The sequence below is a fragment of the Shinella pollutisoli genome (assembly GCF_024609765.1).
Taxonomy (GTDB): domain Bacteria; phylum Pseudomonadota; class Alphaproteobacteria; order Rhizobiales; family Rhizobiaceae; genus Shinella; species Shinella pollutisoli.
In genome coordinates this window covers 231,316-253,873 of record NZ_JANFDG010000001.1, presented here as the reverse complement: position 1 = coordinate 253,873, position 22,558 = coordinate 231,316, and the positions used below count along the sequence as shown (strand labels likewise).

The window sequence follows — 22,558 nt, the reverse complement described above, 5'->3', positions numbered from 1 at the left end:
GTCTTCTTTGCCGGAGCATCCATCTGCGTCTTCCTCGCCATGTCGGGGCGCATCTCGTTCCCGCGGGGAACAGGATATCACCCTATATGCCACAGTCTCCACCTCCGTTGACGCAGATCAAGTTTCGTTGCCCGCAACTGCCTAGAGTGAGATCATGCCCTAGATAGAGACCGCAGACATTGACCTTTCGACCGCACGGACCAGGGAGAGGCACGATGACGAACGACCCGAAGACGACGGACGAGGAGCTTGCGCTGATCGATCGCTACTGGCGGGCGGCCAACTATCTTTCCGTCGGCCAGATCTACCTGATGGACAATCCCCTCCTGCGCGAGCCGCTGAAGGCGGAACACGTCAAGCCGCGCCTGCTCGGCCACTGGGGCACGACGCCGGGCCTCAACTTCGTCTATGCCCATCTCAACCGCATCATCAGGGCGCGCGACGCCGACATCCTCTATATCTGCGGCCCCGGCCACGGCGGCCCCGGCATGGTGGCCAACACCTATCTGGAGGGCACCTATTCGGAGATCTATCCCGAGGTCGGCGAGGACGCGGCGGGGCTGAAGCGGCTCTTCCAGCAGTTCTCCTTTCCCGGCGGCATCCCGAGCCACGCGGCGCCCGAGACGCCCGGCTCGATCCACGAGGGCGGCGAGCTCGGCTATGCGCTGGTGCACGCCTACGGCGCCGCCTTCGACAATCCCGATCTCGTCGTCGCCTGCGTGGTGGGCGACGGCGAGGCGGAGACCGGGCCGCTTGCCGCCGCGTGGCATTCCAACAAGTTCCTGAGCCCCGTCCGCGACGGCACGGTGCTGCCGATCCTGCATCTCAACGGCTACAAGATCGCCAATCCGACCGTGCTCGCGCGCCTGCCGGACGCGGAGCTCGCCCATCTCTTCACCGGCTACGGCTACGATCCGCTCTTCGTGGAGGGCAGCGACCCGCAGGCGATGCACCGCGACATGGCGGCCGCGCTCGACACCGCCTTCGACCGCATCGCCGCCATCCGCCAAGCGGCGAAGGACGACCCGGCGCGGCGGCCGCGCTGGCCGATGATCGTGCTGCGCAGCCCCAAGGGCTGGACCGGGCCGAAGGAGGTGGACGGCAAGGTGGTGGAGAACCACTGGCGCTCGCACCAGGTGCCGGTCTCCGAATGCCGCTCCAACGCCGCCCACCGCGACATCCTCGAAGCCTGGATGAGAAGCTACGGTCCGGAAGATCTCTTCGACGCCGGGGGGCGGCTGAGGCCGGAGCTGAGGGCGCTGGCGCCGAACGGGACGAGGCGGATGGGCGCCAGCCCGCACGCCAACGGCGGGCTCCTGCGCAGGGAGCTGCACACGCCCGACATCCGCGACTACGCGGTCGCCGTCGACAGGCCCGGTGCCGCCGAGGCGCAGGCGACGAAGGTGCTCGGCGACTACCTGCGCGACGTGATCCGGCTCAACGCGGCGGAGAGCAATTTCCGAGTCTTCGGGCCGGACGAGACGGCGTCGAACCGGCTCGGCAGCGTCTTCGAGGCGACCGACCGGGCGTGGATGGCCGAGACGCTGCCGACGGACGACCATCTCGCGCCGGAGGGCCGCGTCATGGAGGTGCTGAGCGAGCATCTCTGCCAGGGCTGGCTGGAGGGCTATCTTCTCACCGGCCGCCACGGCTTCTTCTCCTGCTACGAGGCCTTCATCCACATCGTCGACTCGATGTTCAACCAGCATGCGAAATGGCTGAAGGTGTCGCGCGAACTGCCGTGGCGCAAGCCGGTCTCCTCGCTCAACTACCTGCTGACCTCCCACGTCTGGCGGCAGGACCACAACGGCTTCTCGCACCAGGATCCGGGCTTCGTCGACCTCGTCGCCAACAAGGGCGCCGACATCGTGCGCGTCTATCTCCCGCCGGACGCCAACACGCTTCTGTGGGTCGGCGACCATTGCCTGAAGACCTGGAACCGCATCAACGTCATCGTCGCCGGCAAGCAGCCGGCGCCGCAATGGCTGACGATGGAGGCGGCGGTCGCCCATTGCGAGGCCGGGCTCGGCATCTGGGACTGGGCCGGCACGGAGGAGGGACTCGATCCCGACGTGGTGATGGCCTGCGCGGGCGACGTGCCGACCATGGAGACGCTCGCCGCCGTCGACTTCCTGCGCGAGGCGCTGCCGAACCTGCGCATCCGCGTCGTCAACGTCGTCGACCTGATGACGCTGCAGTCGCCGCAGCACCATCCGCACGGCATCGCCGACGAGGCCTTCGACCGCATCTTCAGCCGCGACCGGCCGGTGGTCTTCGCCTACCACGGCTATCCCTACCTCATCCACCGGCTGGTCTACAAACGCACGAACCACCCGAATGTCCACGTCCGCGGCTTCGTCGAGGAGGGCACGACCACGACGCCCTTCGACATGGCCGTCATGAACGGCCTCGACCGCTATCATCTGGCGATCGAGGCGATCGGCCGCCTGCCGGCCCTCGGGGAGGCGGCGGAGCCGGTCGTCGCCGGCCTGAAGAGGAAGCTCGACGAGCACCACGCCTATGTCCGCGAGCACGGCGAGGACATGCCGGAGATCCGCGACTGGAAATGGCGCGCCGTCTAGCCGTCTAGCGGAGGGATTTGCGGAAGCGCCACAGCGAGAACAGGAAGAAGGCGCAGCCGATCGCGGCGAGCGACGCCAGCTCCGTCCAGACGGCCTCGATGCCGGCGCCGCGGAACAGGATCGCCTGGGAGAGCGCGACGAAGTGGGTGTTGGGCGCTGCGTTCATCAGCAGGCGCAGGCCGTCCGGCATGCTCTCGACCGGCGTGAGCCCGCCGGCGAGCACCTGCAGCGGGAAGAGCACGAGCATCAGCAGCAGCCCGAACTGCGGCATGGAGCCGGCGACCGTCGCCAGGAAGATGCCGAGCGAGGTCGTGGCGAAGAGCTGCAGCGCCATGGCGAACATCAGCAGCGCCAGCGAGCCGGCCACGGGGATCGCCAGCCAGGTCTTCACCACGATGGTGATGGCGAACATCGCCGCGGCGAACACGACGAGCGCCGTCGGCCAGATCTTCCCCAGCATGATCTCCGCGGGCGTGACCGGCATGACGAGCAGGTGCTCGATCGTGCCGTGCTCGCGCTCGCGGATGAGGGCGGCGCCCGCCAGGATGACCGACAGCAGCGAGACGTTGCTGATGACCTCCATCATCGCGCCGAACCAGCCGGGATCGAGCTCCGGGTTGAAGCGGGCGCGGAGCACGAGGTCGACCGCCGGCCGCTCCTCGGCCCGGTAGCGCTGGATGAATTCGGTGATCTCGTCGGAGACGATCGCCTGCACGTAGCCGGCGCCGGTGAAGGCCTGCGTCATGCGCGTGGCATCCACGTTGAGCTGGAGGGCCGGCGCGGTTCCCGCCAGCACGTCGCGCTGGAAGTTCGCCGGGATGACGAGCGCGAAAGTGTCGATGCCGGCGTCCATGCGCCGGTTCATCTCCGAGAGCGAGATCGTCTGCGGCCGGTCGAAATAGGGCGGGTAGAAGGCCGTCGCGAGGCGGGCGGAAAGCGGCGAGAGGTCCTCGTCGACGATGGAGATCGGCGCGGTGTTGAGCGTGATCGGCGTGGCGGTCGCCGCCACGTAGATCAGGAGCGAGAAGGCGAAGACGATCAGCGTCAGCAGCGCCGGATTGCGTGCGAGGCTCCGCAGCTCCTTGATGCCCAGCCGCCAGATGTTCGAGATCCGCATGGCTCACCGCGCCTGCTTCTTGAGGAAGAGCACGCTGAGCCCGATCAGGACCGGGCCGGCGGCGAGGAGCGGCAGGAAGGACGACCGGAGGTCGCCGAAGCCGAGCGCCTTGGAGAAGGTTCCGCGCGAGATGGTGATGAAATGGGTGGCCGGGTTGACGGCGCCGATCACGGCGGCCGCCCCCTCCATGGAGGCCACCGGGTCGATCATGCCGGAATATTGCACCGCGAGCAGCATGCTGACGATGGTGGTGAGGAAGATCGCCGCGATCTGGCTGTTCATGAAGCTCGAGATGAAGAGCCCGAGCCCGGTCGCCGCCACCGCGTAGAGAACGCCGCCGACCGCGAAGGCGAACAGGCTGCCGGTGAACGGCACGCCCTGCACCGTGGTCGCGAAGACCGTGAGCGTGACGAAGTTCACCATGGCGAGCGCGACATAGGGAAGCTGCTTGCCGAGCAGGAACTCCAGCCGCGAGACGGGCGTGACGTAGAGGTTGACGATGGAGCCCAGGTCCTTCTCGCGCACGATGCTGAGCGTCGCCAGCATGGTCGGGATGAACATCAACACCAGCCCGATCACCGCCGGCACCATGGCGACGAGGCTTTCGACGTTCGGATTGTAGCGGAAGCGGGTCTCGAGCTGGAAGAGCCCGGACGGCGCCCGGTCGCCCAGCGTCTCGCGTGCCCGCTCGGCGAGCCAGTGGGCGTGCAGGCCCTCGACATAGCCGCGCGCCGTCTCGGCGCGCGAGGGCATGGAGCCGTCAATCCAGGCGCCGATCGAGACGCCGTTGCCGCGGGCGACGTCGCGTGCGAAGCCCGGCGGGATCTCGATGGCCAGACTCAGCTCGCCGTCGCGCAGGCGCCGGTCCATGTCGGCGCGGTCGCGGATCGGCGGCCGCTCGGTGAAGAAGGTCGATCCGGCGATGTCGAGCGTGTAGCCGCGGCTGAGGCTCGTCTGGTCGTGGTCGAGCACGGCATAGGGCAGGTCCTTCACGTCCATGCTGATGCCGAAGCCGAGCACGAACATCAGCACGATGCTGCCGATGAAGGCGAAGGCGGCGCGGATGGGGTCGCGCCGCAGCTCCAGCGTCTCGCGCCGCGCATAGCTGAGGATGCGCCGGAGGTTGAGGAAGCCGTCCGCCGCCGTGCCGTGCCCGCCCTCGGCGATCGCCGAGGCGAGGCCGGCCGCCTGCGGTTCCGCGGCCTTCCCGTCGTCCGGCCCGCCCATCGCCTCCTCGAGATAGCCGACGAAGGCCTCCTCGAGATCTGCGGCGCCGCGCTTCTCCACGATCGCGGCGGGCGTGTCGCTGACGAGCACCTTGCCCGCATGCATCAGCGAGATGCGGTCGCAGCGCTCGGCCTCGTTCATGAAATGGGTGGAGATGAAGATGGTGACGCCGTCCTTGCGCGACAGGTCGGCGAAGCTCTGCCACAGCGCGTCGCGGGCGATCGGGTCGACGCCCGAGGTCGGCTCGTCGAGGATGAGAATCTCCGGCGAATGGATCATCGCGACGGCGAGCGACAGGCGCTGCGTGACGCCGAGCGGCAGCGCGTCGGGAAGCGCGTCGAGCACGTCCTTCAGATGGAAGCGCGCCGCCATCTCGTCGATGCGGGCCGGGATCTTCTCGGCGGGCAGGTGGAACAGCCGGGCGTGCAGGTCGAGGTTCTGGCGCACGGTGAGCTCGGAATAGAGCGAGAAGGACTGCGACATGTAGCCGACGCGCCGGCGCGTATCGATGTCGTGCGGGTCGACCGTCTGGCCGAACAGGCTCGCCGTCCCCTCGTCGGCCGGCAGCAGCCCGGTCAGCATCTTCATCGTCGTCGTCTTGCCGCAGCCGTTCGAGCCGAGGAAGCCGAAGATCTCGCCGCGCGGGATGCGGAAGCTGACATTCTCGACGGCGGTGAAATCGCCGAAGCGGATGGTGAGCCCCTCCGCCTCGATCGCCGCCTCCCGCCCGCCGTTGTTCGGGCGCGGCGGGATCTCGACCTTGTGGTGGTGCCTGCGCTTCTCCTCCGGCATCAGCGCGATGAAGGCCTCGTCGAGCGAGGCGGTGCCGGTCTGCTCCCGCAGCGCCTCGGGGCTGCCGGTGGCGAGCACGCGGCCGGCGTCCATGGCGACGAGCCAGTCGAACGCGGCCGCCTCCTCCATGTAGGCGGTGGCGACGATGACGCCCATCTCGCTCCGCTTCTCGCGGATCTGGCCGATCAGATCCCAGAACTGGCGCCGTGCGAGCGGGTCGACGCCGGTGGTGGGCTCGTCGAGGATCAGCAGGTCGGGATCGTGGATCAGCGCGCAGCAGAGGCCGAGCTTCTGCTTCATGCCGCCGGAGAGCTTGCCGGCGGGCCGGTCGGGGAAGGGGGCGAGGCCGGTTGCGTCGAGGAGGTCGCGCATGCGCCGGTCGCGCTCCTCGCGCCCGAGGCCGAAGAGACGGCCGAAGAAGGCGATGTTCTCGGCGACCGAGAGCGTCGGATAGAGGTTCTTGCCTAGCCCCTGCGGCATGTAGGCGATGCGGGGACCGACGCGGGCGCGCTGGCGGCTGTCGGTCATGTCCGCGCCGAGCGCCTCGACTCTGCCCTGCTGCACCTTGCGTGCGCCGGCGATCAGCGACAGCAGCGTCGACTTGCCGACCCCGTCCGGGCCGATGAGGCCGAGCATGGCGCCGGCGGGAAAGTCGAGCGTGACGTCGTCGAGCGCGCGGGTCTTGCCGAAGACGTGGCTCACCGATTGCAGCCGGGCGGCGAGCGTTTCCCCTGCCGGATGCCGCCTGCCGTCGTCCGCCGTCATTTTAGGAGCTCGCTGCGCAATGCTTCCGGCCATTCCGTGGCGGGGTCGATGCGGACATAGGCGACGCCCGGCAGGCCGGGCTTGACGTATTCGGCGTAGCGCCGCAGCAGCTCCGGCGCGACCCGGACGCGCACGCGGAACATCATGTCCTGCCGCTCCTCGGCCGTCTCCACGGTGCGCGGCGTGAACTGCGCCACGTCGGAGAGGAAGGAGACCTCCGCCGGGATCGCGACGCCGGGCGCGGTGTCGAGGACGATGCGCGCCTCGGCGCCGAGGGCGACGCGGCCGGCCTGCACCGTCGGCAGGAAGAAGGTCATGTAGACGTCGTCGAGATCGACCAGGTTGAGGATGCGCCCGCCGCCGGCCACGACCTCGCCCGGCTGCGCGACCCGGTACTGCACCCGCCCGGCGCGCGGTGCGCGCAGCGTGCTGTCGTCGATCTCGGCCTGGATGCGCTCGATCGTGGCGCCCGCCGCGTCGACGGCGGCTTCCGCGTCGACGATCTGCGCCCGGGCCGTGGCGATGCCCGCCTCGGCGGCGGCGACCTGCGCATGGGCCGCATCCAGCGCGGCGCGCGCGCCGTCCGTGCGGGCCCGGTCGTCGTCGAGCGTCTGCTGGGCGACGGCGTTGCGGTCGGCGAGCTGCTGCGAGCGCCGCAGCCGGCGCTCGGCGGCCTCCAGCTCCGTCTTGCGCTGGGCGGCGACGGCGAGGGCTGCGGCATGTTCGGATTCGCGCTGCGACACGCCGCTTTCGGCAACTGTCTTGGCGATCTCGCCGCGCTGCAGCTGCGCGCGCGCCTCGCGCATCTGCGCCTCGAGCTGCTGGATGTCCATCCGGGCGAGGACCTGGCCGGCGGAGACGTTGTCGCCCTCCTCGACGAGGATGTCGATGATCCGCCCGCCGGTGCGCGTCGATATGTCGATCGACACCGCCTCGATGCGGCCGTTTCCGGAGGCGATGCCGGGTGGCAGCGCGTCCGGCTGGAACGTTCGCGACAGGTACCAGCCGCCGACGGCCACCGCGACGATGAGGAGCCAGACCCAATTGCCCGTGAGCAGCGCCTTCAGCCGTTGATACATGCAGACCCTCTCGCCTCGCCGCTCGACCGGAGGTCATCGCGATTCCCGGAATGGCGAGCGGATCGTATAGGGACGCATCCGAATTGCAACCCGGCGCGGGGGGTACGCAACGCCGCAGGCGGCAGGGGCGTCGCCCCGCCGCCCGCCGTTCCGGTCGGGCTCAGCCGAGGACCGCCTTTACCGCCTCGGCGGTCGCCTTGACGACGATGTCGGCCTCCTCCTTCGTCAGGCAGAGCGGCGGGGCGAAGCCGAGGATGTCGCCCTGCGGCATGGCGCGGCCGATCACGCCGCGCTCGAGGAGGGCGGTCGCCACCTGCGGGCCGATCTTCTTCGAGGGGTCGAAGAAGGCGCGGTCGTCGCGGTCCTCGACGAATTCGATCGCCGCCATCAGGCCGTCGCCGCGCACCTCGCCGACATGCCGGTGATCGCCGACCGCCTTCGCCAGCTCGGCGCGGAAATAGGCGCCGGTGGAGCCGGCATTTTCCACGAGGCCGAGCTCGTCGATCAGTTCGAGGTTGGCGACGCCGGCGGCCGCGCAGATCGGGTGCGAGGAATAGGTCCAGCCGTGGCCGATGGCGCCGAGCTCGTCGGAGCCCTTCACCAGCACCTCCCAGACCTTGTCGGAGACGATCGTGCCGGAGAGCGGCGCATAGGCGGAGGTGAGGCCCTTGGCGATGGTGATCAGCGCCGGTTTCATGCCGTAGTGGTCGGAGCCGAACATCGTGCCGAGGCGGCCGAAGCCGGTGACGACCTCGTCGGCGACGAGCAGGATGTCGTACTTGTCGAGCACGGCCTGGATCTTCTGCCAGTAGCCCGCAGGCGGCGGCACGATGCCGCCGGTGCCGAGGATCGGCTCGCCGATGAAGGCGGCGACCGTCTCCGGCCCCTCGGCGAGGATCGTCTCCTCCAGCTTGTCGGCGCAATATTGCGAGAACTGCTCCTCGTCCATCGAGCGGTCGGGGCGACGGAAGAAATAGGGCGCTTCCGTGTGCAGGATCGGCGCGCGCGGCAGGTCGAAGGCATTGTGGAAGAGGGCGAGGCCGGTCAGCGACCCTGTCATGACGCCCGAGCCGTGATAGCCGCGCCAGCGCGAGATGATCTTCTTCTTCTCCGGCCGGCCGAGAATGTTGTTGTAGTACCAGATCAGCTTGATGTTGGTCTCGTTGGCGTCCGAGCCGGAGAGGCCGAAATAGACACGGCTCATGCCCTCCGGCGCGCGGTCGATGATCATCTTGGCAAGCGTGATCGAGGCTTCCGTGCCGTGGCCGACATAGGCGTGGTAATAGGCGAGGTTCTTCGCCTGCTCGGCGATGGCGTCGGCGATCTTCTGGCGGCCGTAGCCGACGTTGACGCAGTAGAGGCCGGCGAAGGCGTCGAGGCTCGTCTTGCCGTTCACGTCGGTGATGTAGACGCCCTCGCCGCCGCCGATGACGCGGGTCGGCGTCTCGCCGCGGGCGTGCATGCCCATGTGCGTGGACGGATGGAAGAAGTGGTCGCGGTCCCAGGCGGCGAGTTCGTTGCGGCGGTCGAGCATGATCTTTCCTTTCAGTGTTCCGGCGCCCGGGATCAGGCGGCCGTGTCGATGCAGAGATATTTCAGTTCCGTGAAGGCCTCCAGGCCGTGGCGCGAGCCCTCGCGGCCGAGGCCGGACTGCTTCCAGCCGCCGAAGGGGACGGGCCCGCCGGTGATCTTCACGCGGTTCACCGCCACCATGCCGTATTCCAGCGCGCGGGCAAGCCGCATCTGCCGCGCGCCGTTCCCGGTGACGACATAGGCGACGAGGCCGTATTCGGTGTCGTTGGCGCGGGCGACGACCTCCGCCTCGCCGTCGAAGGCGGTGACGGCGGCGACCGGGCCGAAGGTCTCCTCGCGCATGATCAGCGCGTCGTCCGGCACGTCCGTCAGCAGCGTCGGCTCGTAGAAGAGCGGGCCGGCCTTGTGGCGCCGGCCGCCGGTCGCGAGCGTGGCGCCGCGCTTCAATGCGTCGGCGACCTGCTCCTCGACCTTGGCGACGGCGCGCTCGTGCATCAGCGGGCCGATCTCGACGCCGGCCTCCAGCCCCGCGCCGACCTTGAGCGCGGCGATGCGCGCCTTGAAGGCTTCCGTGAAGGCGGCGAGCGCCGGGCGCTCGACATAGATGCGGTTGGCGGCGAGGCAATCCTGGCCGGAGGTGGCGAACTTGGCGGCGACCGCGATGTCGGCGGCCTTGTCGATATCGGCGTCGGCGAAGACGATCAGCGGCGCATGGCCGCCGAGCTCCATGACGAGCCGCTTCATGGTCGGCGCGCACTGGCCGGCGATCAGCCGGCCGATCTCCGTCGAGCCGGTGAAGCTCATGGCCCGCACGCGCGAGTCCGCGCTCATGCGGCCGACGATGGTTGCGGCATCGCCCGTGACGACGTTGAAGACGCCGGCGGGGAGGCCGGCCCGCTCGCCGAGTTCGGCGAGCGCCAGCGCCGAGAGCGGCGTCTCGCTGGACGGATGGGCGACGACAGTGCAGCCGGCGGCGAGCGCCGCGGCCGCCTTGCGGGTGATCATGGCCGAGGGGAAGTTCCACGGCGTGACGATGCCGACGACGCCGAGCGCCTCGCGGCGCACGATCATCTCGGCACCGGGCAGGTGGCTCGTCACGCTCTCGGCGTTGAGCCGCTTGCCTTCCTCCGCATACCATTCGACGAAGGAGGCGGCATAGTCGATCTCGCCGCGGGATTCGGTAAGCGGCTTGCCCTGTTCGAGCGTCATGATGAGCGCGAGGTCTTCCCTGGCGTCGAGGATCAACCGGTGCCATTCGCGCAGGATTCTCGTGCTCTCCTGCGGCAGGCGGTCGCGCCAGCAGGGGAAGGCCGCCGATGCGGCCGAGATCGCATCCGCCGTCTGCCCGGCGTCGAGCGCTGCGACCCAGGCGAGGGTGGCGAAGGAGGCGGGGTCCGTGACCTTGAAGCTCGCGCCGTCGCGGCCCGCGACCCAGCGCCCGCCGACATAGGCGAGCCCGCGCAGGAGATGCGGGTCGCTCAGGCGGGCAAGGGCGTCGTGGAAGACGGTGCGGGCGAATAGGGCGGTCATGGTGCCTCCTCCGGCTGTGTGCGGCCGAGTCTGGCAGAGGCGGGGCGACAGATTGTCTATTTGCGCGGGGCGTCGGCGGAGACTTGGGCCAAAGGCACGGCCGGGCGTAGACAATCTCTCTATTCGGGCTCTCGCATAGGAACGAGCCCCTCATCCGGCCTGCCGGCCACCTTCTCCCCGCAAGCGGGGAGGAGGAGATGTGCCGCGTCGTTTTCCCGGGACATCACCCCTTCTCGGGGAAAGGGTCAGGGTGAGGGGCAAAACCACAGGCGACAACCCTGCTATCCGGCCGGCGGCAACAACGTCGCAAGCGGCAGCACCGTCTCCTCCTTCACCGTCTTGGTGACGATGTAGGTGAAGTAGCGGTCGATGCCGAGCTCGCGGTCGAGCAGGCCGTCGACAAGCCGCTGGTAGGCGTCGATGTCGGGCGCCATGATCTTCAGCACGTAGTCGACGCCGCCGCCGACGGACCAGCAGGCGACGATCTCCGGCGTCGCTGTAACGGCCCGCTCGAAGCGGTCGAAATCCGCCTGCCGATGGTTGGAAAGGGTCACCTCCATCAGCACGCTCGCGACCGGCGCCACGCGCCGGACGGCGACGCGGGCGTGATAGCCGGTGACGATGCCCGCCTTCTCCAGCTTGCGCAGCCGCAGCCAGCAGGGGGTGGGGGAAAGGCCCGCCTTCTCCGCCAGCGCCAGCTTGGTGATGCGCCCGTTCTCCTGGATCGCCTCCAGGATGCGCAGGTCGATGGCGTCGAGTTTCATCGGGGCGCCCTCCGGGCGGGGATCATGTCAAATTCGGAAAAAGACAATGGAAAGCCATTTTGGCGTTGTCAATTGACCTGAATTTGCGCAGTGTTGAAATCATGACAAATTGGCGACCCGATATATCCCAATTGCGCCGGCCCGCCTACCTTTCGCTCGCGGAGCAGATCGCCCGCGCCATCCAGGACGGGTTGCTGCCGCACGGTACACGCCTGTCCCCGCACCGCAAGCTCGCCGACGAGCTGAAGCTCTCCGTGCAGACGGTGAGCCGCGCCTATGACGAGCTGATCCGCCGCGGCCTCATCTCCGGCGAGATCGGCCGCGGCTCCTTCGTGCAGACCCGGCCGAAGGAGCCGGAGCCGCCCTACCTGCCGGAGCGCCTCGGCGAGCTGGTCGACCTCTCGATCCTCAAGCCGGTCTGCGAGCAGATCCACCTCGAGCACATGCGCGCGGCCTTCGGCTGGCTCGCGGAGAACCTGCCGTCGAGCTCGGCGCTCTCCTTCCGGCCGAACATGGTGTTCCCGCGCCACCGCGCGGTGGCGGCCGAATGGCTGGCGCGCTGCGGGCTGGAGATTTCCCCGCTCAACATCAACCTCACCAACGGCGCGACCTCGGGCATGACCGTGGCGCTGATGAGCGTCGCCCCGCCCGGCGCCACCGTCGCGACGGAGGCGATCAGCCACCACACGCTGGTGCCGCTCTCGACCTATCTCGGTCTGCATCTGGAGGGTCTGCCGATCGATCGCGACGGCATGATCCCCGATGCGCTCGACGAGGCCTGCCGCAAGGGCGTGATCCGCGCCGTCTTCCTGCAGCCCTCCGTCATCAACCCGACCGCGACGCTGATGAGCGCCGGGCGCCGGCAGGCATTGGCGGAGGTCGCCCGCCGCCACGACATCGCCATCATCGAGAACGACATCCTCGGCCCGCTCGTGGAGGATCGCGCGCCGCCGATCGCGGCCTATGCGCCGGAGCGCACGCTCTACGTGACGAGCTTCACCAAGATCACGGTGCCGGGCCTGCGCATCGGCTATCTCGCGGCACCCGACCGCTACGTCGCGGCCGTCGCCAACCGGCACCTCGTCTCGAACTGGATGGCGACGCCGTCGATCGCCGAGATCGCCACGCGCTGGGTGACGGACGGAACGGCGATGGCGCTGGTCGAGTGGCAGCGCCGGGCGCTCGCCGCGCGCCACGCCATCGCCGAGGAGACCTTCGCGGGCCTGCCTTACCGAGCCCATCCGCAGAGCCTGCACGTCTGGCTGCCGCTGCCGGAAGGCCACACGGAGGAGGGCTTCGTCTCCCAGGCGCGCCTGCGCGGCGTGGCGATCGCGCCCGGCTCCTCCTTCCGCACGTCGGAGCAGAGCTGGCACCCGGCGGTGCGCATCTCGCTCGGCTCGACCACCGAGCGGGAGCTGCGCACTGGGCTCGGCATCCTCGCCGCGCTCGCCAGCGGCAGCCCCGAGGCGCTGCTGCTCGCGATTTGAGGACTATGCCCGCCAAACGGGCGCCGGGACAATAATTGTCATGATATTATTATTCCAATTGACATGATTTAGAACGGCGCGCATCGTTAGGCCCATCAGCGTCTCGGCAGGGAGAGACATGCATGGCCGCACCGATCATCCGCATCGACAGCATCACGAAGCGCTACGGTCCCTTGACCGTGCTCGACGGGTTGTCGATGGAGGTGCTGCCGGGCGAGAAGCTCGCCCTCATCGGCCCGTCCGGCTCCGGCAAGACGACGATCCTGCGCATCCTGATGACGCTGGAGACGATCAGCGGCGGCCATATCGAGGTCGACGGCGAGCAGCTCTACCACATGCCGAGGAATGGCGGCCTGGTGCCGGCGGACGAGCGCTACCTGCACAGGATGCGCGAGAAGATCGGCATGGTCTTCCAGCACTTCAACCTCTTCCCGCACAAATGCGTGCTCGACAACGTCACGCTCGCGCCGATGCTGACGAAGGGCGTGGCGAAGGCGGAGGCCGAGAAGCGGGCGATGGAGCTTCTCGACATGGTGGGCATGGCCGACAAGGCCAAAAGCATGCCCGCGCAATTGTCCGGCGGACAGAAGCAGCGCGTCGCCATCGCCCGTGCTCTCGCGCTCTCGCCGAAGATCATGCTCTTCGACGAGGTCACCTCCGCGCTCGACCCGGAATTGGTCGAGGAGGTGCTGAACGTCATGCGCAAGCTCGCCGCCGAGACCGACATGACCATGCTTCTCGTCACCCACGAGATGGGCTTCGCCCACGACTTCGCCGACCGCGTGCTCTTCTTCGACCGCGGCAAGATCGTCGAGGAAGGCAAGCCGGACGACATTTTCCGCCATCCCAGGCAGGAGCGCACGCAGACCTTCCTGCGCAAGATACTCGCGGCCGGGCACCGCCTCTGAGGGTTCCGCCCTCGGGAAATGCTCCAAGCAACAACCAGGAACAGCCAGAGGAGACTACACGATGAAGATCAGGCATTTCATGACCATGGCCGCCGCCGCCAGCGCCCTGACGGCGCTTGCCGTCATGCCCGCAGCCGCCGACGACAGCCGGCTGGAGGAGCTGAAGGCGCAGGGCTTCGCCCGCGTCGCCATCGCCAACGAGCCGCCGTTCACGGCCGTCGCCGCCGACGGCAAGGTTTCGGGTGCGGCCCCCGACGTCGCCCGCGAGATCTTCAAGCGGCTCGGCGTCGAGGACATCGTCGCCTCGATCTCGGAATACGGCGCGATGATCCCCGGCCTGCAGGCCGGCCGCCACGACGTCATCACCGCCGGCCTGTTCATGAAGCCGGAGCGTTGCGCGGCCGTCGCCTATTCCGAGCCGGTGCTCTGCGACGCCGAGGCCTTCGCGCTGAAGAAGGGCAACCCGCTGGGCCTCAAGAGCTACAAGGACATCGCCGACAATCCGGATGCCAGGATCGGCGCGCCGGGCGGCGGCACGGAAGAAAAGCTGGCGCTCGAAGCCGGCGTGCCGCGCGACCGCGTCATCGTCGTGCCGGACGGTCAGAGCGGCCTGAAGATGCTGCAGGACGGCCGCATCGACGTCTATTCGCTGCCGGTGCTCTCCATCAACGACCTCGTCTCCAAAGCCAACGACCCGAACGTCGAGGTGGTGGCCCCGGTCGAGGGTGCGCCGGTCTATTGCGACGGCGCCGCCTTCCGCAAGGGCGACGAGGCGCTGCGCGACGCCTTCGACGTCGAGCTCGCCAAGCTGAAGGAATCGGGCGACTTCGCCAAGATCATCGAGCCCTACGGCTTCTCCGCCGCCGCCGCCATGTCGACGACGCGCGAGAAGCTCTGCGCGGCGCAGTAAGCGCGAGGTGGTAAAAATAGGCCCCCTCATCCGCCTGGCGGCACCTTCTCCCCGCTGGGGAGAAGGGATTGCGGCGCGGCTTTCCCTCCTTCTCCTCTCGGGGAGAAGGAGGCCCGAAGGGCCGGATGAGGGGGCGTTTTCCTCGATGAACGGAACACTGAGACGATGACCGACTGGCCCGGCTATATCGGACTGATCCTGCAGGGGGCGCTCGTGACGGTCGAACTCACCATCATGGGCTCGGCGCTCGCCGTCGTCGTGGCCTTTGCCGCGGGCCTCGGCCGGGTCAGCCGTTTCATGGCGGTCCGGGCGCTCGCCACCGCCTATATCGAATTCTTCCGCGGCACCTCCATCTTCGTCCAGCTCTTCTGGGCCTATTTCGTGCTGCCCTTCGCCGGCATCACGCTGACGCCGCTGCAGACCGGCGTGCTGGCGCTCGGCCTCAATGTCGGCGCCTACGGGGCGGAGGTCGTGCGCGGCGCCGTCAAGGCGATCGGCCGCGAGCAGCGCGAGGCCTGCATCGCCCTCAACCTCACCCGCGGACAGGCGATGCGCCACGTCATCCTGCCGCAGGCGCTGTCCCTGATGCTGCCGACCTTCGGCAACAACGCGATCGAGCTTTTGAAGGGCACGGCGGTCGTCTCGCTGATCTCGCTCACCGACATGACCTTCCAGGCGCAGGTGGTGCGCGCCCAGACCGGCAACACGCTGATCCCCTTCGCGACGATCCTCGTGCTCTACTTCCTGATGGCGCTCGCCATCTCCTGGGGCATGCGCTGGCTGGAACGGCGCGTCACCCGCGGCCTCGACGGCGTGAGGACCTGACGATGGAATGGGACTGGAATTTCGTCTGGCAGATCATGCCGACCCTCCTCGAGGGCCTGAAGATCACCATCCTCGCCACCGCGCTCGGTGCGGCGCTCGCCGCCGTGATCGGCCTCGTCTTCGCCATCCTGCGCATGACGGCACCGAAGCCGCTCGCGCGTGCCACGAGCTTCGTCGTCGAGTTCATCCGCGGCACGCCGCTGCTCGTGCAACTCTACTTCATCTTCTACGTGCTGCCGGATATCGGCATCCGCCTCCCGGCGCTGCTCGCCGGCGTGATCGGGCTCGGCCTGCACTACGGCACCTATGCCGCGGAGGTCTACCGCGCCGGCATCGAGAACGTGCCGCGCGGCCAGTGGGAGGCGGCGAAGGCGACCAACCTCACCGGCCGTCAGACCTGGATCCACGTCATCCTGCCGCAGGCGCTGCCGCCGATGATCCCGGCGCTCGCCAACTATCTCATCGCCATGTTCAAGGAGACGCCGCTGCTTTCCGCCATCACCGTGCTGGAGCTGATGAACCAGGCGAAGAGCGTCGCCAACAGCAGCTACCGCTACATCGAGCCGATGACGCTGGTCGGCGTGTTCTTCCTGATCATGAGCCTGATATCCGTCGTCTTCCTGCGCTTCCTGGAAGAACGCTACGCCCGCGTGGAGGAACGCTGATGCAGACCCTCGACCTCGCGCTCGCCTCCCGCGCGCCGAAGCTGGACGACCGGCCGCTGGCAAAGCGCGTCGGCCTGATCATCCTCGCCACCGACCATACGACGGAAGTGGACTTCCAGCGCATGGTGGCGAGCGAGCGGATCGGCGTCTATGCGACCCGCATCCCCTATGCCAATCCGGTGACGCCGGAAAACCTCCGCGCCATGCAGCCGTCGCTGACGGCGGGTGCGGCGCTGATCCTGCCGGATGAGCCGCTCGACGTCGTCATGTATTCCTGCACCTCCGCCTCCGTCGTCATCGGCGATGCGGCGGTGGAGGCCGCCGTCAAGGCCGCCAAGCCGACGGCTGCCGTCGTGACGCCCACCGCCGCCGCCGTCTCCGGCCTCAGGGCGTTCGGCGCCAAGCGCATCTCCGTGCTGACGCCCTATACGCTCGCGACGAGCCGGCCGATGGCGGACTATTTCCTCGGCCTCGGCTTCGACATCGCCCGCTTCACCTGCCTCGGCCTCACCGACGACCGGGAGATGGCGCGCATCGCTCCGTCCGAGCTCGTCGCCTTCGCGAAGGAGGCGACGGCGCCGGATTCGGATGCGCTCTTCGTCTCCTGCACCGCGGTGAGGGCCGCGGGTGTGGCGGCCGGGATCGAGGCCGCCATCGGCAAGCCGGTCGTCACCAGCAATCTCGCCACCGCCTGGGCGTGCCTGCGGCTCTGCGGCGACGACAGGGTGCGGCCGGCGCTCGGCCGGCTGATGACGCTCGCCTATCCGGGTCGCTGAACCATGAAGACGCTTCCCGTGACATTGACGGATATCGAGCAGGCTGCGCGCCGCATCGAGGGCCGTGTGCTCCGCACGCCCTTCGTGCTCTCGGCCGCACTTTCCGAGCGCTGCGGCGTGCCGGTCGGCCTCAAGCTGGAGCATCACCAGACGACCGGCAGCTTCAAGCTGCGCGGGGCGACGAATGCCGTCCTGTCGCTCTCGGCGCAGGAGCGCGCGCGGGGCGTCGTCGCCGCCTCGACGGGCAATCACGGCCGGGCGCTTTCCCATGCCGCGAAGGCGGAAGGCTCGGTCGCGACGATCTGCATGTCGCGTCTGGTGCCGCAGAACAAGGTTTCCGAGATCCGCCGGCTCGGCGCGAACGTCCGCATCGTCGGCCGCTCGCAGGACGAGGCGCAGGTCGAGGTCGACCGGCTGGTCGCCGAGGACGGGCTCGTCATGCTGCCGCCCTTCGATCATCCCGCCATCGTCGCGGGTCAGGGTACGCTCGGGCTGGAGATCGTCGAGGCCATGCCGGACGTGGCGACCGTGCTCGTGCCGCTCTCGGGCGGCGGGCTTGCGGCCGGTGTCGCGGCGGCGGTCAAGGGCCGCTCGCCGAGAACGCGCGTCATCGGCCTCACCATGGAGCGCGGCGCGGCGATGAAGGCGAGCCTCGATGCCGGTCATCCGGTGCAGGTCGAGGAGGTGGCGAGCCTTGCCGATTCGCTCGGCGGCGGCATCGGGCTTGCCAATGCCGTGACCTTCGCGATGTGCCGGGCGCTGCTCGACGACGTGATCCTGCTCACCGAGGCCGAGATCGCCGCCGGCATGCGCCACGCCTACGAGGAGGAGCGCGAGGTGGTCGAGGGCGCGGGCGCGGTCGGCATCGCGGCGCTGCTGGCCGGCAGGCTCGGCCGGCTGGACGGGCCGGTGGCCGTGATCCTCTCCGGCCGCAACGTGGACATGGGCCTGCACCGGCGGGTCATCAACGGGGAAACCGATCCGTTCCGGGAGGGCGCGGCGTGACGACGATGAAGATCCTGACCGAAGCGGAGCTGCGGCGCATCGTGCCGCTCGACCTGGAGGCGATCGCCTGCGTGGAGGAGGCCTTCCATGCGCTCGCCAGCAGGGCGGTGGCCATGCCGCCGATCCTGCGGCTCGACATTCCCGAGCATCGCGGCGAGGTGGACGTCAAGACCGCCTATGTGCCGGGCCTCGACGGCTTCGCCATCAAGATCAGCCCCGGCTTCTTCGACAATCCGAAGATCGGCCTGCCGAGCACCAACGGCCTGATGGTGCTGTTCTCGACGAAGACCGGCCTCGTGCAGGCGGTTCTCCTCGACAACGGCTACCTGACCGACGTGCGCACCGCCGCCGCAGGCGCCGTCGCGGCGCGGCACCTCTCGCGCCCCGACGCTTCGGTCGCGGCCATCTTCGGCGCCGGCATGCAGGCGAAGCTGCAGCTCGAGGCGCTGAGACTCGTCCGCCCGATCCGCGAGGCCCGCATCTGGGCACGCGATGCCGGCAAGGCCGAGGCGACGGCGGCGGAACTGACGGTGAAGCTCGGCTTCGAGGTCCGCGCCGAGACGGACGGAAAGGCGGCGGTCGGGGGCGCCGACGTGATCGTCACCACCACGCCCTCCGAGACGCCGATCCTCAAGGCGGAATGGCTCCGGCCGGGCCAGCACGTCACCGCCATGGGCTCGGACGCGGAGCACAAGAACGAGATCGAGCCCGCGGTCATCACCGGCGCGGACCTCTACGTCGCCGACAGCCTGAAGCAGACGCGTCGTCTCGGCGAGCTGCATCATGCGATCGCGGCCGGCGTAATCGGCGCCGACGACCCGTTCCCCGAGCTCGGCGAGATCGTCGCCGGGAAGAAGGAAGGCCGCACGGGCCGCGACCAGATCACGGTGGCCGATCTCACCGGCACGGGCATCCAGGATACCGCCATCGCCGCGCTCGCCCTCGCGCGCGCCGGCGCGGCCGGTGCCGGCACGACATTCGAAAGCTGATACCGGCCGTTCGCCGGGAAACGAGGAAAGACCATGAGCGAAGTCAATCTCAAATTCTCCCGCGCGGAGTACCAGGCGCGGCTCGACAAGACGCGGCATGCCATGGAGGCCAGGGGCATCGACGTGCTGATCTGCAGCGATCCGTCGAACATGAACTGGCTGACGGGCTATGACGGCTGGTCCTTCTACGTCCATCAGTGCGTGATCGTGCCGCCCGCGGGCGAGCCGATCTGGTACGGCCGCGGGCAGGACGCCAACGGCGCCAAGTTCACCGCCTATCTGAAGCACGAGAACATCGTCGGCTATCCGGACCACTACGTGCAGTCCACCGAGCGCCACCCGATGGACTATCTCTCCGCCAAGCTCGCCGAGCGCGGCCTCGACAAGGGGACGATCGGCGTCGAGATGGATAATTACTGGTTCTCGGCCGCCGCCTTCGCCTCGCTGCAAAAGCACCTGCCGAACGCCCGCTTCGTCGACGCGACCGCGCTCGTCAACTGGCAGCGCGCGGTGAAAAGCGAGACGGAGATAAAGTACATGCGCAACGCCGCGCGCATCGTCGAGAAGATGCACGAGCGCATCTTCGACAGGATCGAGGTCGGCATGCGCAAGTGCGACCTCGTCGCCGAGATCTACGATGCCGGCATCCGCGGCACGGAGGGCATCGGCGGCGACTATCCGGCGATCGTGCCGCTGCTCCCGTCCGGCGTCGAGGCCTCCGCGCCGCATCTGACCTGGGACGACCGGCCGATGAAATCCGGCGAGGGCACCTTCTTCGAGATCGCTGGCTGCTATCATCGCTATCACCTGCCGCTTTCGCGCACCGTCTTCCTCGGTAAGCCGACGCAGGCCTTCCTCGATGCGGAGAAGGCGACGCTGGAAGGCATGGAGGCGGGCCTCGCCGTGGCGAAACCCGGCAACACCTGCGAGGACATCGCCAATGCCTTCTTCGGCGTGCTGAAGAAATACGGCATCGTCAAGGACAACCGCACGGGCTACCCGATCGGCGTCTCCTATCCGCCGGACTGGGGCGAGCGCACCATGAGCCTGCGTCCCGGCGACAGGACCGAGCTCAGGCCCGGCATGACCTTCCATTTCATGACCGGCCTCTGGCTGGAGGACATGGGCTTCGAGACGACGGAGAGCATCCTCATCACCGAGACCGGCGTCGAATGCCTCGCGGACGTGCCGCGCAAGCTTCTCGTGAAGGACTGAGCCATGCTGGAACGCTCGCTCCGGCCGTCGCCCATCAGCCCCACGGTCGATTTCTCGGCGGACGGCGTGCAGCACGGTTTCCTGCGCCTGCCCTACAGCCGGGACGATTCCGCCTGGGGCTCGGTGATGATCCCGGTCACGGTCGTCAGGAACGGGGAGAGGCCGACGGCCCTTCTCACCGGCGCCAACCACGGCGACGAATACGAGGGGCCGATCGCGCTCTTCGATCTCGCCCGCACGCTGAAGGCGGAGGACGTGACGGGCCGGGTGATCATCGTCCCGGCGATGAACTACCCGGCCTTCCTCGCCGGCACGCGCACCTCGCCGATCGACAAGGGCAACATGAACCGCAGCTTCCCCGGCGCGCCGGACGGGACGGTCACGCAGAAGATCGCCGACTATTTCCAGCGCACGCTGCTGCCGCTCGCCGATATCGTCCTCGACTTCCACTCCGGCGGCAGGACGCTCGACTTCCTGCCCTTCTGCGCCGCGCATATCCTGCCCGACAAGCGGCAGGAGGCGAGGGCGTTCGAGCTGGTCAGGGCCTTCGGTGCGCCCTGGTCGATGAAGATGCTGGAGATCGACGCCGTCGGCATGTACGACACGGCGGCCGAGGAGATGGGCAAGATCTTCGTCACCACAGAGCTCGGCGGCGGCGGCACGGCGACGGCGAGAAGCGCCGGCATCGCCAAGAAAGGTGTCGCCAACGTGCTGAAGGCGGCCGGCATCCTCAAGGGTTCCGTCGAGGCCGCGGAGACGACCTGGCTCGACATGCCGGACGGCAACTGCTTCTCCTTCGCCGAGGACGGCGGGCTGATCGAGCCGCTCTGCGATCTCGGCGACGCGGTGAAGGACGGCGACGTCGTCGCCCGCATCTATCCGGTCGGCCGCACCGGTGCGGCGCCGCTGGAGGTCAGGGCGAAGATGGACGGCATCCTTGCCGCACGCCACTTCCCCGGCCTCGTCAAGCCCGGCGACTGCGTCAGCGTGCTGGCGGCCGTGGTGGCGTGACGCGTTTCCGGCGGGAGCGTGAAGCGGTCCTGCATTCGGAAATGCGTGAAAAGGCCTGACGCCTACCAGCCGGCGAAATCCGCGAGCAGGCCCTCGTCGACCCGCCCTGCGGCGACGTCGGCGAGGGCCTGGTCGAGGATGGCGACGCCCTGCCGGGCCTCGCTTTCCGTCAATGTCAGCGGTGGGGTGAATTCCAGCACGTTGGAATTGACGCCGACGTAATAGAGCACGAGGCCGAGCTGGAAGGCGCGGTAGACGGCGAGCGCCGTCTGCCGCGCGGCAGGCTTCCCGTCGGCGACGAGTTCGACGCCGAGGGCAAGGCCGCGCCCGCGCACGTCGCCGATCAGGGAATGGCGGGCGGCGAGCTCGTCCAGCGCGGCGCGCAGCGCCTTGCCGCTTCTCTCCGCGTTGGCGACGAGGCGGTCGCGCTCGATCGTTTGCAGCACGGCGAGTGCCGCGGCGGCGCAGACGGGATTGCCGTGCACGGTCTGCAGCGAGAAGGCGACGGCGTGGTTCATGATCGCCTCCGGGCCGACGACGGCCGAGATCGGCAGCCCGCCGCCGAGCCCCTTGCCGAAGACGACGATATCCGGCTCGATGCCGGAGTGCTCGAAAGCGTTGAAGCGGCCGCTGCGGCCGAGCCCGACCTTTACTTCGTCCGAGACGAGTAGGATGCCGTGCCGGCGGCAGAGCGCCTCCACCGCCGGGAAGAACCCGTCCGGCGGCACCAGCATGCCGCCGTCCGACTGGATCGGCTCGATGAGGAAGGCGGCGACCTCCTCCGGCGGCACCTCCGTCGCGAACAGCTTTTCGAGATGGGCGAGGACGGCCTCCTTCGCGGCCTGCGGGCTTCCGGCGGCGTAGCTGTTCGGATAGGGCACGAGCGTCAGGCCCTCAGCGCGCGCGCCCTGCTGCGCCGGATGGCCGGAGACGGCCATCGAGCCGACCGTGCCGCCGTGATAGGCGCCCTCGAAGGCAAGGATGCGCGGCCGGCCGGTGGCCGCCACCACCATGCGGGCGACCGTCTCGTTGGCGTCCGAACCGGAATGACCGAACCAGACGCGGCCGCGGGCACGCTCCGGCACCAGCGACAGGAGCTTCTCGGCGAGCAGCACGCAGGGCTCGTTGGCCGAGGAGAGATAGCTCGCGCCCGCCTGATCGGAGAGTGCGCGGTCGACCGCCTCGCGCACGGCCGGATGCGCGTGGCCGAGGCTCGCGGCACCCCAGGAGGCGGCGAAGTCGAGAAGCTGCCGCCCGTCGTCGCCGGTCAGATACGCGCCGCTGCCGCCGACCGCCGCCAGCGGATAGAAGCGCAGGTGCGCCATGGTGGAGACCGAACGGCGCTCGCGGGCATAGAGACCGGTCATGCGGCGTCTCC

The 22,558-nt window shown here is 68.8% G+C and carries 18 protein-coding genes; 11 read left to right on the top strand and 7 right to left on the bottom strand.

Annotated elements, in window-relative coordinates; all coding sequences use genetic code 11:
* The first annotated feature begins 215 nt into the window (after window positions 1-215).
* Window positions 216-2,582, top strand: a complete 2,367-nt coding sequence (locus NNZ72_RS01260; protein ID WP_257311477.1) for a phosphoketolase family protein — start codon at window positions 216-218, stop codon at window positions 2,580-2,582.
* Between the two features lie 4 nt (window positions 2,583-2,586).
* Here the strand turns inward: NNZ72_RS01260 and NNZ72_RS01255 are convergent, their stop codons facing one another.
* The 6 genes from NNZ72_RS01255 to NNZ72_RS01230 form a co-directional block, all read right to left on the bottom strand.
* Window positions 2,587-3,699 carry an ABC transporter permease gene (locus NNZ72_RS01255; protein WP_257311474.1) on the bottom strand — a complete coding sequence of 371 codons (1,113 nt, stop codon included), beginning with the start codon at window positions 3,697-3,699 and terminating at the stop codon, window positions 2,587-2,589.
* Window positions 3,700-3,702: 3 nt separating this feature from the next.
* A complete protein-coding gene (rbbA, locus tag NNZ72_RS01250) occupies window positions 3,703-6,483 on the bottom strand; it encodes a ribosome-associated ATPase/putative transporter RbbA (protein WP_257311472.1) in 2,781 nt (926 codons plus the stop codon).
* Window positions 6,480-7,562 (bottom strand): HlyD family secretion protein, encoded by a 1,083-nt coding sequence (locus NNZ72_RS01245; RefSeq protein ID WP_257311470.1) that lies wholly within the window; start codon window positions 7,560-7,562, stop codon window positions 6,480-6,482. The genes rbbA and NNZ72_RS01245 overlap by 4 nt, the downstream gene beginning before the upstream one ends.
* 160 nt (window positions 7,563-7,722) lie before the next feature.
* Window positions 7,723-9,096: an aspartate aminotransferase family protein gene (locus NNZ72_RS01240; RefSeq protein ID WP_257311467.1), complete on the bottom strand. Its 1,374-nt coding sequence runs from the start codon at window positions 9,094-9,096 to the stop codon at window positions 7,723-7,725.
* 32 nt (window positions 9,097-9,128) lie between these two features.
* Window positions 9,129-10,625 (bottom strand): NAD-dependent succinate-semialdehyde dehydrogenase, encoded by a 1,497-nt coding sequence (locus NNZ72_RS01235; protein WP_257311465.1) that lies wholly within the window; start codon window positions 10,623-10,625, stop codon window positions 9,129-9,131.
* 281 nt (window positions 10,626-10,906) lie between these two features.
* On the bottom strand, window positions 10,907-11,389 hold the full coding sequence (locus tag NNZ72_RS01230; protein ID WP_257311461.1) for an Lrp/AsnC family transcriptional regulator: 483 nt from the start codon (window positions 11,387-11,389) through the stop codon (window positions 10,907-10,909).
* A 101-nt stretch (window positions 11,390-11,490) separates the two neighbouring features.
* Between NNZ72_RS01230 and ehuR the strand changes: the two genes are divergently transcribed.
* The 10 genes from ehuR (at window position 11,491) to doeB (ending at window position 21,180) form a co-directional block, all read left to right on the top strand.
* Complete coding sequence (gene ehuR / locus NNZ72_RS01225; protein ID WP_442800900.1) at window positions 11,491-12,876, top strand: MocR-like ectoine utilization transcription factor EhuR; 1,386 nt, start codon at window positions 11,491-11,493, stop codon at window positions 12,874-12,876.
* Between the two features lie 122 nt (window positions 12,877-12,998).
* A complete protein-coding gene (gene ehuA / locus NNZ72_RS01220; protein ID WP_257311458.1) occupies window positions 12,999-13,784 on the top strand; it encodes an ectoine/hydroxyectoine ABC transporter ATP-binding protein EhuA in 786 nt (261 codons plus the stop codon).
* A 61-nt stretch (window positions 13,785-13,845) separates the two neighbouring features.
* Window positions 13,846-14,694 carry an ectoine/hydroxyectoine ABC transporter substrate-binding protein EhuB gene (ehuB, locus tag NNZ72_RS01215; RefSeq protein ID WP_257311454.1) on the top strand — a complete coding sequence of 283 codons (849 nt, stop codon included), beginning with the start codon at window positions 13,846-13,848 and terminating at the stop codon, window positions 14,692-14,694.
* 165 nt (window positions 14,695-14,859) lie between these two features.
* Complete coding sequence (ehuC, locus tag NNZ72_RS01210; protein ID WP_257311451.1) at window positions 14,860-15,519, top strand: ectoine/hydroxyectoine ABC transporter permease subunit EhuC; 660 nt, start codon at window positions 14,860-14,862, stop codon at window positions 15,517-15,519.
* Between the two features lie 2 nt (window positions 15,520-15,521).
* On the top strand, window positions 15,522-16,184 hold the full coding sequence (ehuD, locus tag NNZ72_RS01205; protein ID WP_257311448.1) for an ectoine/hydroxyectoine ABC transporter permease subunit EhuD: 663 nt from the start codon (window positions 15,522-15,524) through the stop codon (window positions 16,182-16,184).
* The gene (gene eutA, locus NNZ72_RS01200; RefSeq protein ID WP_371747665.1) at window positions 16,184-16,960 is read left to right on the top strand and encodes an ectoine utilization protein EutA; all 777 of its coding nucleotides are present in this window, start codon (window positions 16,184-16,186) and stop codon (window positions 16,958-16,960) included. Before ehuD ends, eutA begins: the two co-directional genes overlap by 1 nt.
* A 3-nt stretch (window positions 16,961-16,963) precedes the next feature.
* Window positions 16,964-17,965, top strand: coding sequence for a hydroxyectoine utilization dehydratase EutB (eutB, locus tag NNZ72_RS01195; RefSeq protein WP_257311445.1), 1,002 nt, complete (start codon window positions 16,964-16,966; stop codon window positions 17,963-17,965).
* On the top strand, window positions 17,962-18,954 hold the full coding sequence (eutC, locus tag NNZ72_RS01190; protein ID WP_257311444.1) for an ectoine utilization protein EutC: 993 nt from the start codon (window positions 17,962-17,964) through the stop codon (window positions 18,952-18,954). The genes eutB and eutC overlap by 4 nt, the downstream gene beginning before the upstream one ends.
* 33 nt (window positions 18,955-18,987) lie before the next feature.
* Window positions 18,988-20,169 carry an ectoine hydrolase DoeA gene (gene doeA, locus NNZ72_RS01185; protein ID WP_257311442.1) on the top strand — a complete coding sequence of 394 codons (1,182 nt, stop codon included), beginning with the start codon at window positions 18,988-18,990 and terminating at the stop codon, window positions 20,167-20,169.
* Between the two features lie 3 nt (window positions 20,170-20,172).
* Complete coding sequence (gene doeB, locus NNZ72_RS01180) at window positions 20,173-21,180, top strand: N(2)-acetyl-L-2,4-diaminobutanoate deacetylase DoeB (RefSeq protein WP_257311439.1); 1,008 nt, start codon at window positions 20,173-20,175, stop codon at window positions 21,178-21,180.
* 62 nt (window positions 21,181-21,242) lie between these two features.
* Here doeB and NNZ72_RS01175 read toward each other — a convergent pair whose 3' ends face one another.
* A complete protein-coding gene (locus NNZ72_RS01175) occupies window positions 21,243-22,547 on the bottom strand; it encodes an aspartate aminotransferase family protein (protein WP_257311436.1) in 1,305 nt (434 codons plus the stop codon).
* Window positions 22,548-22,558: the final 11 nt, after the last annotated feature.

Excerpts from the sequence above, each read along its gene's own strand:
- NNZ72_RS01260 (WP_257311477.1), top strand. The coding sequence starts at position 216 with ATGACGAACGACCCGAAGACGACGGACGAGGAGCTTGCGCTGATCGAT.
- NNZ72_RS01255 (WP_257311474.1), bottom strand. The coding sequence starts at position 3,699 with ATGCGGATCTCGAACATCTGGCGGCTGGGCATCAAGGAGCTGCGGAGC.
- rbbA (WP_257311472.1), bottom strand. The coding sequence starts at position 6,483 with ATGACGGCGGACGACGGCAGGCGGCATCCGGCAGGGGAAACGCTCGCC.
- NNZ72_RS01245 (WP_257311470.1), bottom strand. The coding sequence starts at position 7,562 with ATGTATCAACGGCTGAAGGCGCTGCTCACGGGCAATTGGGTCTGGCTC.
- NNZ72_RS01240 (WP_257311467.1), bottom strand. The coding sequence starts at position 9,096 with ATGCTCGACCGCCGCAACGAACTCGCCGCCTGGGACCGCGACCACTTC.
- NNZ72_RS01235 (WP_257311465.1), bottom strand. The coding sequence starts at position 10,625 with ATGACCGCCCTATTCGCCCGCACCGTCTTCCACGACGCCCTTGCCCGC.
- NNZ72_RS01230 (WP_257311461.1), bottom strand. The coding sequence starts at position 11,389 with ATGAAACTCGACGCCATCGACCTGCGCATCCTGGAGGCGATCCAGGAG.
- ehuR (WP_442800900.1), top strand. The coding sequence starts at position 11,491 with ATGACAAATTGGCGACCCGATATATCCCAATTGCGCCGGCCCGCCTAC.
- ehuA (WP_257311458.1), top strand. The coding sequence starts at position 12,999 with ATGGCCGCACCGATCATCCGCATCGACAGCATCACGAAGCGCTACGGT.
- ehuB (WP_257311454.1), top strand. The coding sequence starts at position 13,846 with ATGAAGATCAGGCATTTCATGACCATGGCCGCCGCCGCCAGCGCCCTG.
- ehuC (WP_257311451.1), top strand. The coding sequence starts at position 14,860 with ATGACCGACTGGCCCGGCTATATCGGACTGATCCTGCAGGGGGCGCTC.
- ehuD (WP_257311448.1), top strand. The coding sequence starts at position 15,522 with ATGGAATGGGACTGGAATTTCGTCTGGCAGATCATGCCGACCCTCCTC.
- eutA (WP_371747665.1), top strand. The coding sequence starts at position 16,184 with ATGCAGACCCTCGACCTCGCGCTCGCCTCCCGCGCGCCGAAGCTGGAC.
- eutB (WP_257311445.1), top strand. The coding sequence starts at position 16,964 with ATGAAGACGCTTCCCGTGACATTGACGGATATCGAGCAGGCTGCGCGC.
- doeA (WP_257311442.1), top strand. The coding sequence starts at position 18,988 with ATGAGCGAAGTCAATCTCAAATTCTCCCGCGCGGAGTACCAGGCGCGG.
- doeB (WP_257311439.1), top strand. The coding sequence starts at position 20,173 with ATGCTGGAACGCTCGCTCCGGCCGTCGCCCATCAGCCCCACGGTCGAT.
- NNZ72_RS01175 (WP_257311436.1), bottom strand. The coding sequence starts at position 22,547 with ATGACCGGTCTCTATGCCCGCGAGCGCCGTTCGGTCTCCACCATGGCG.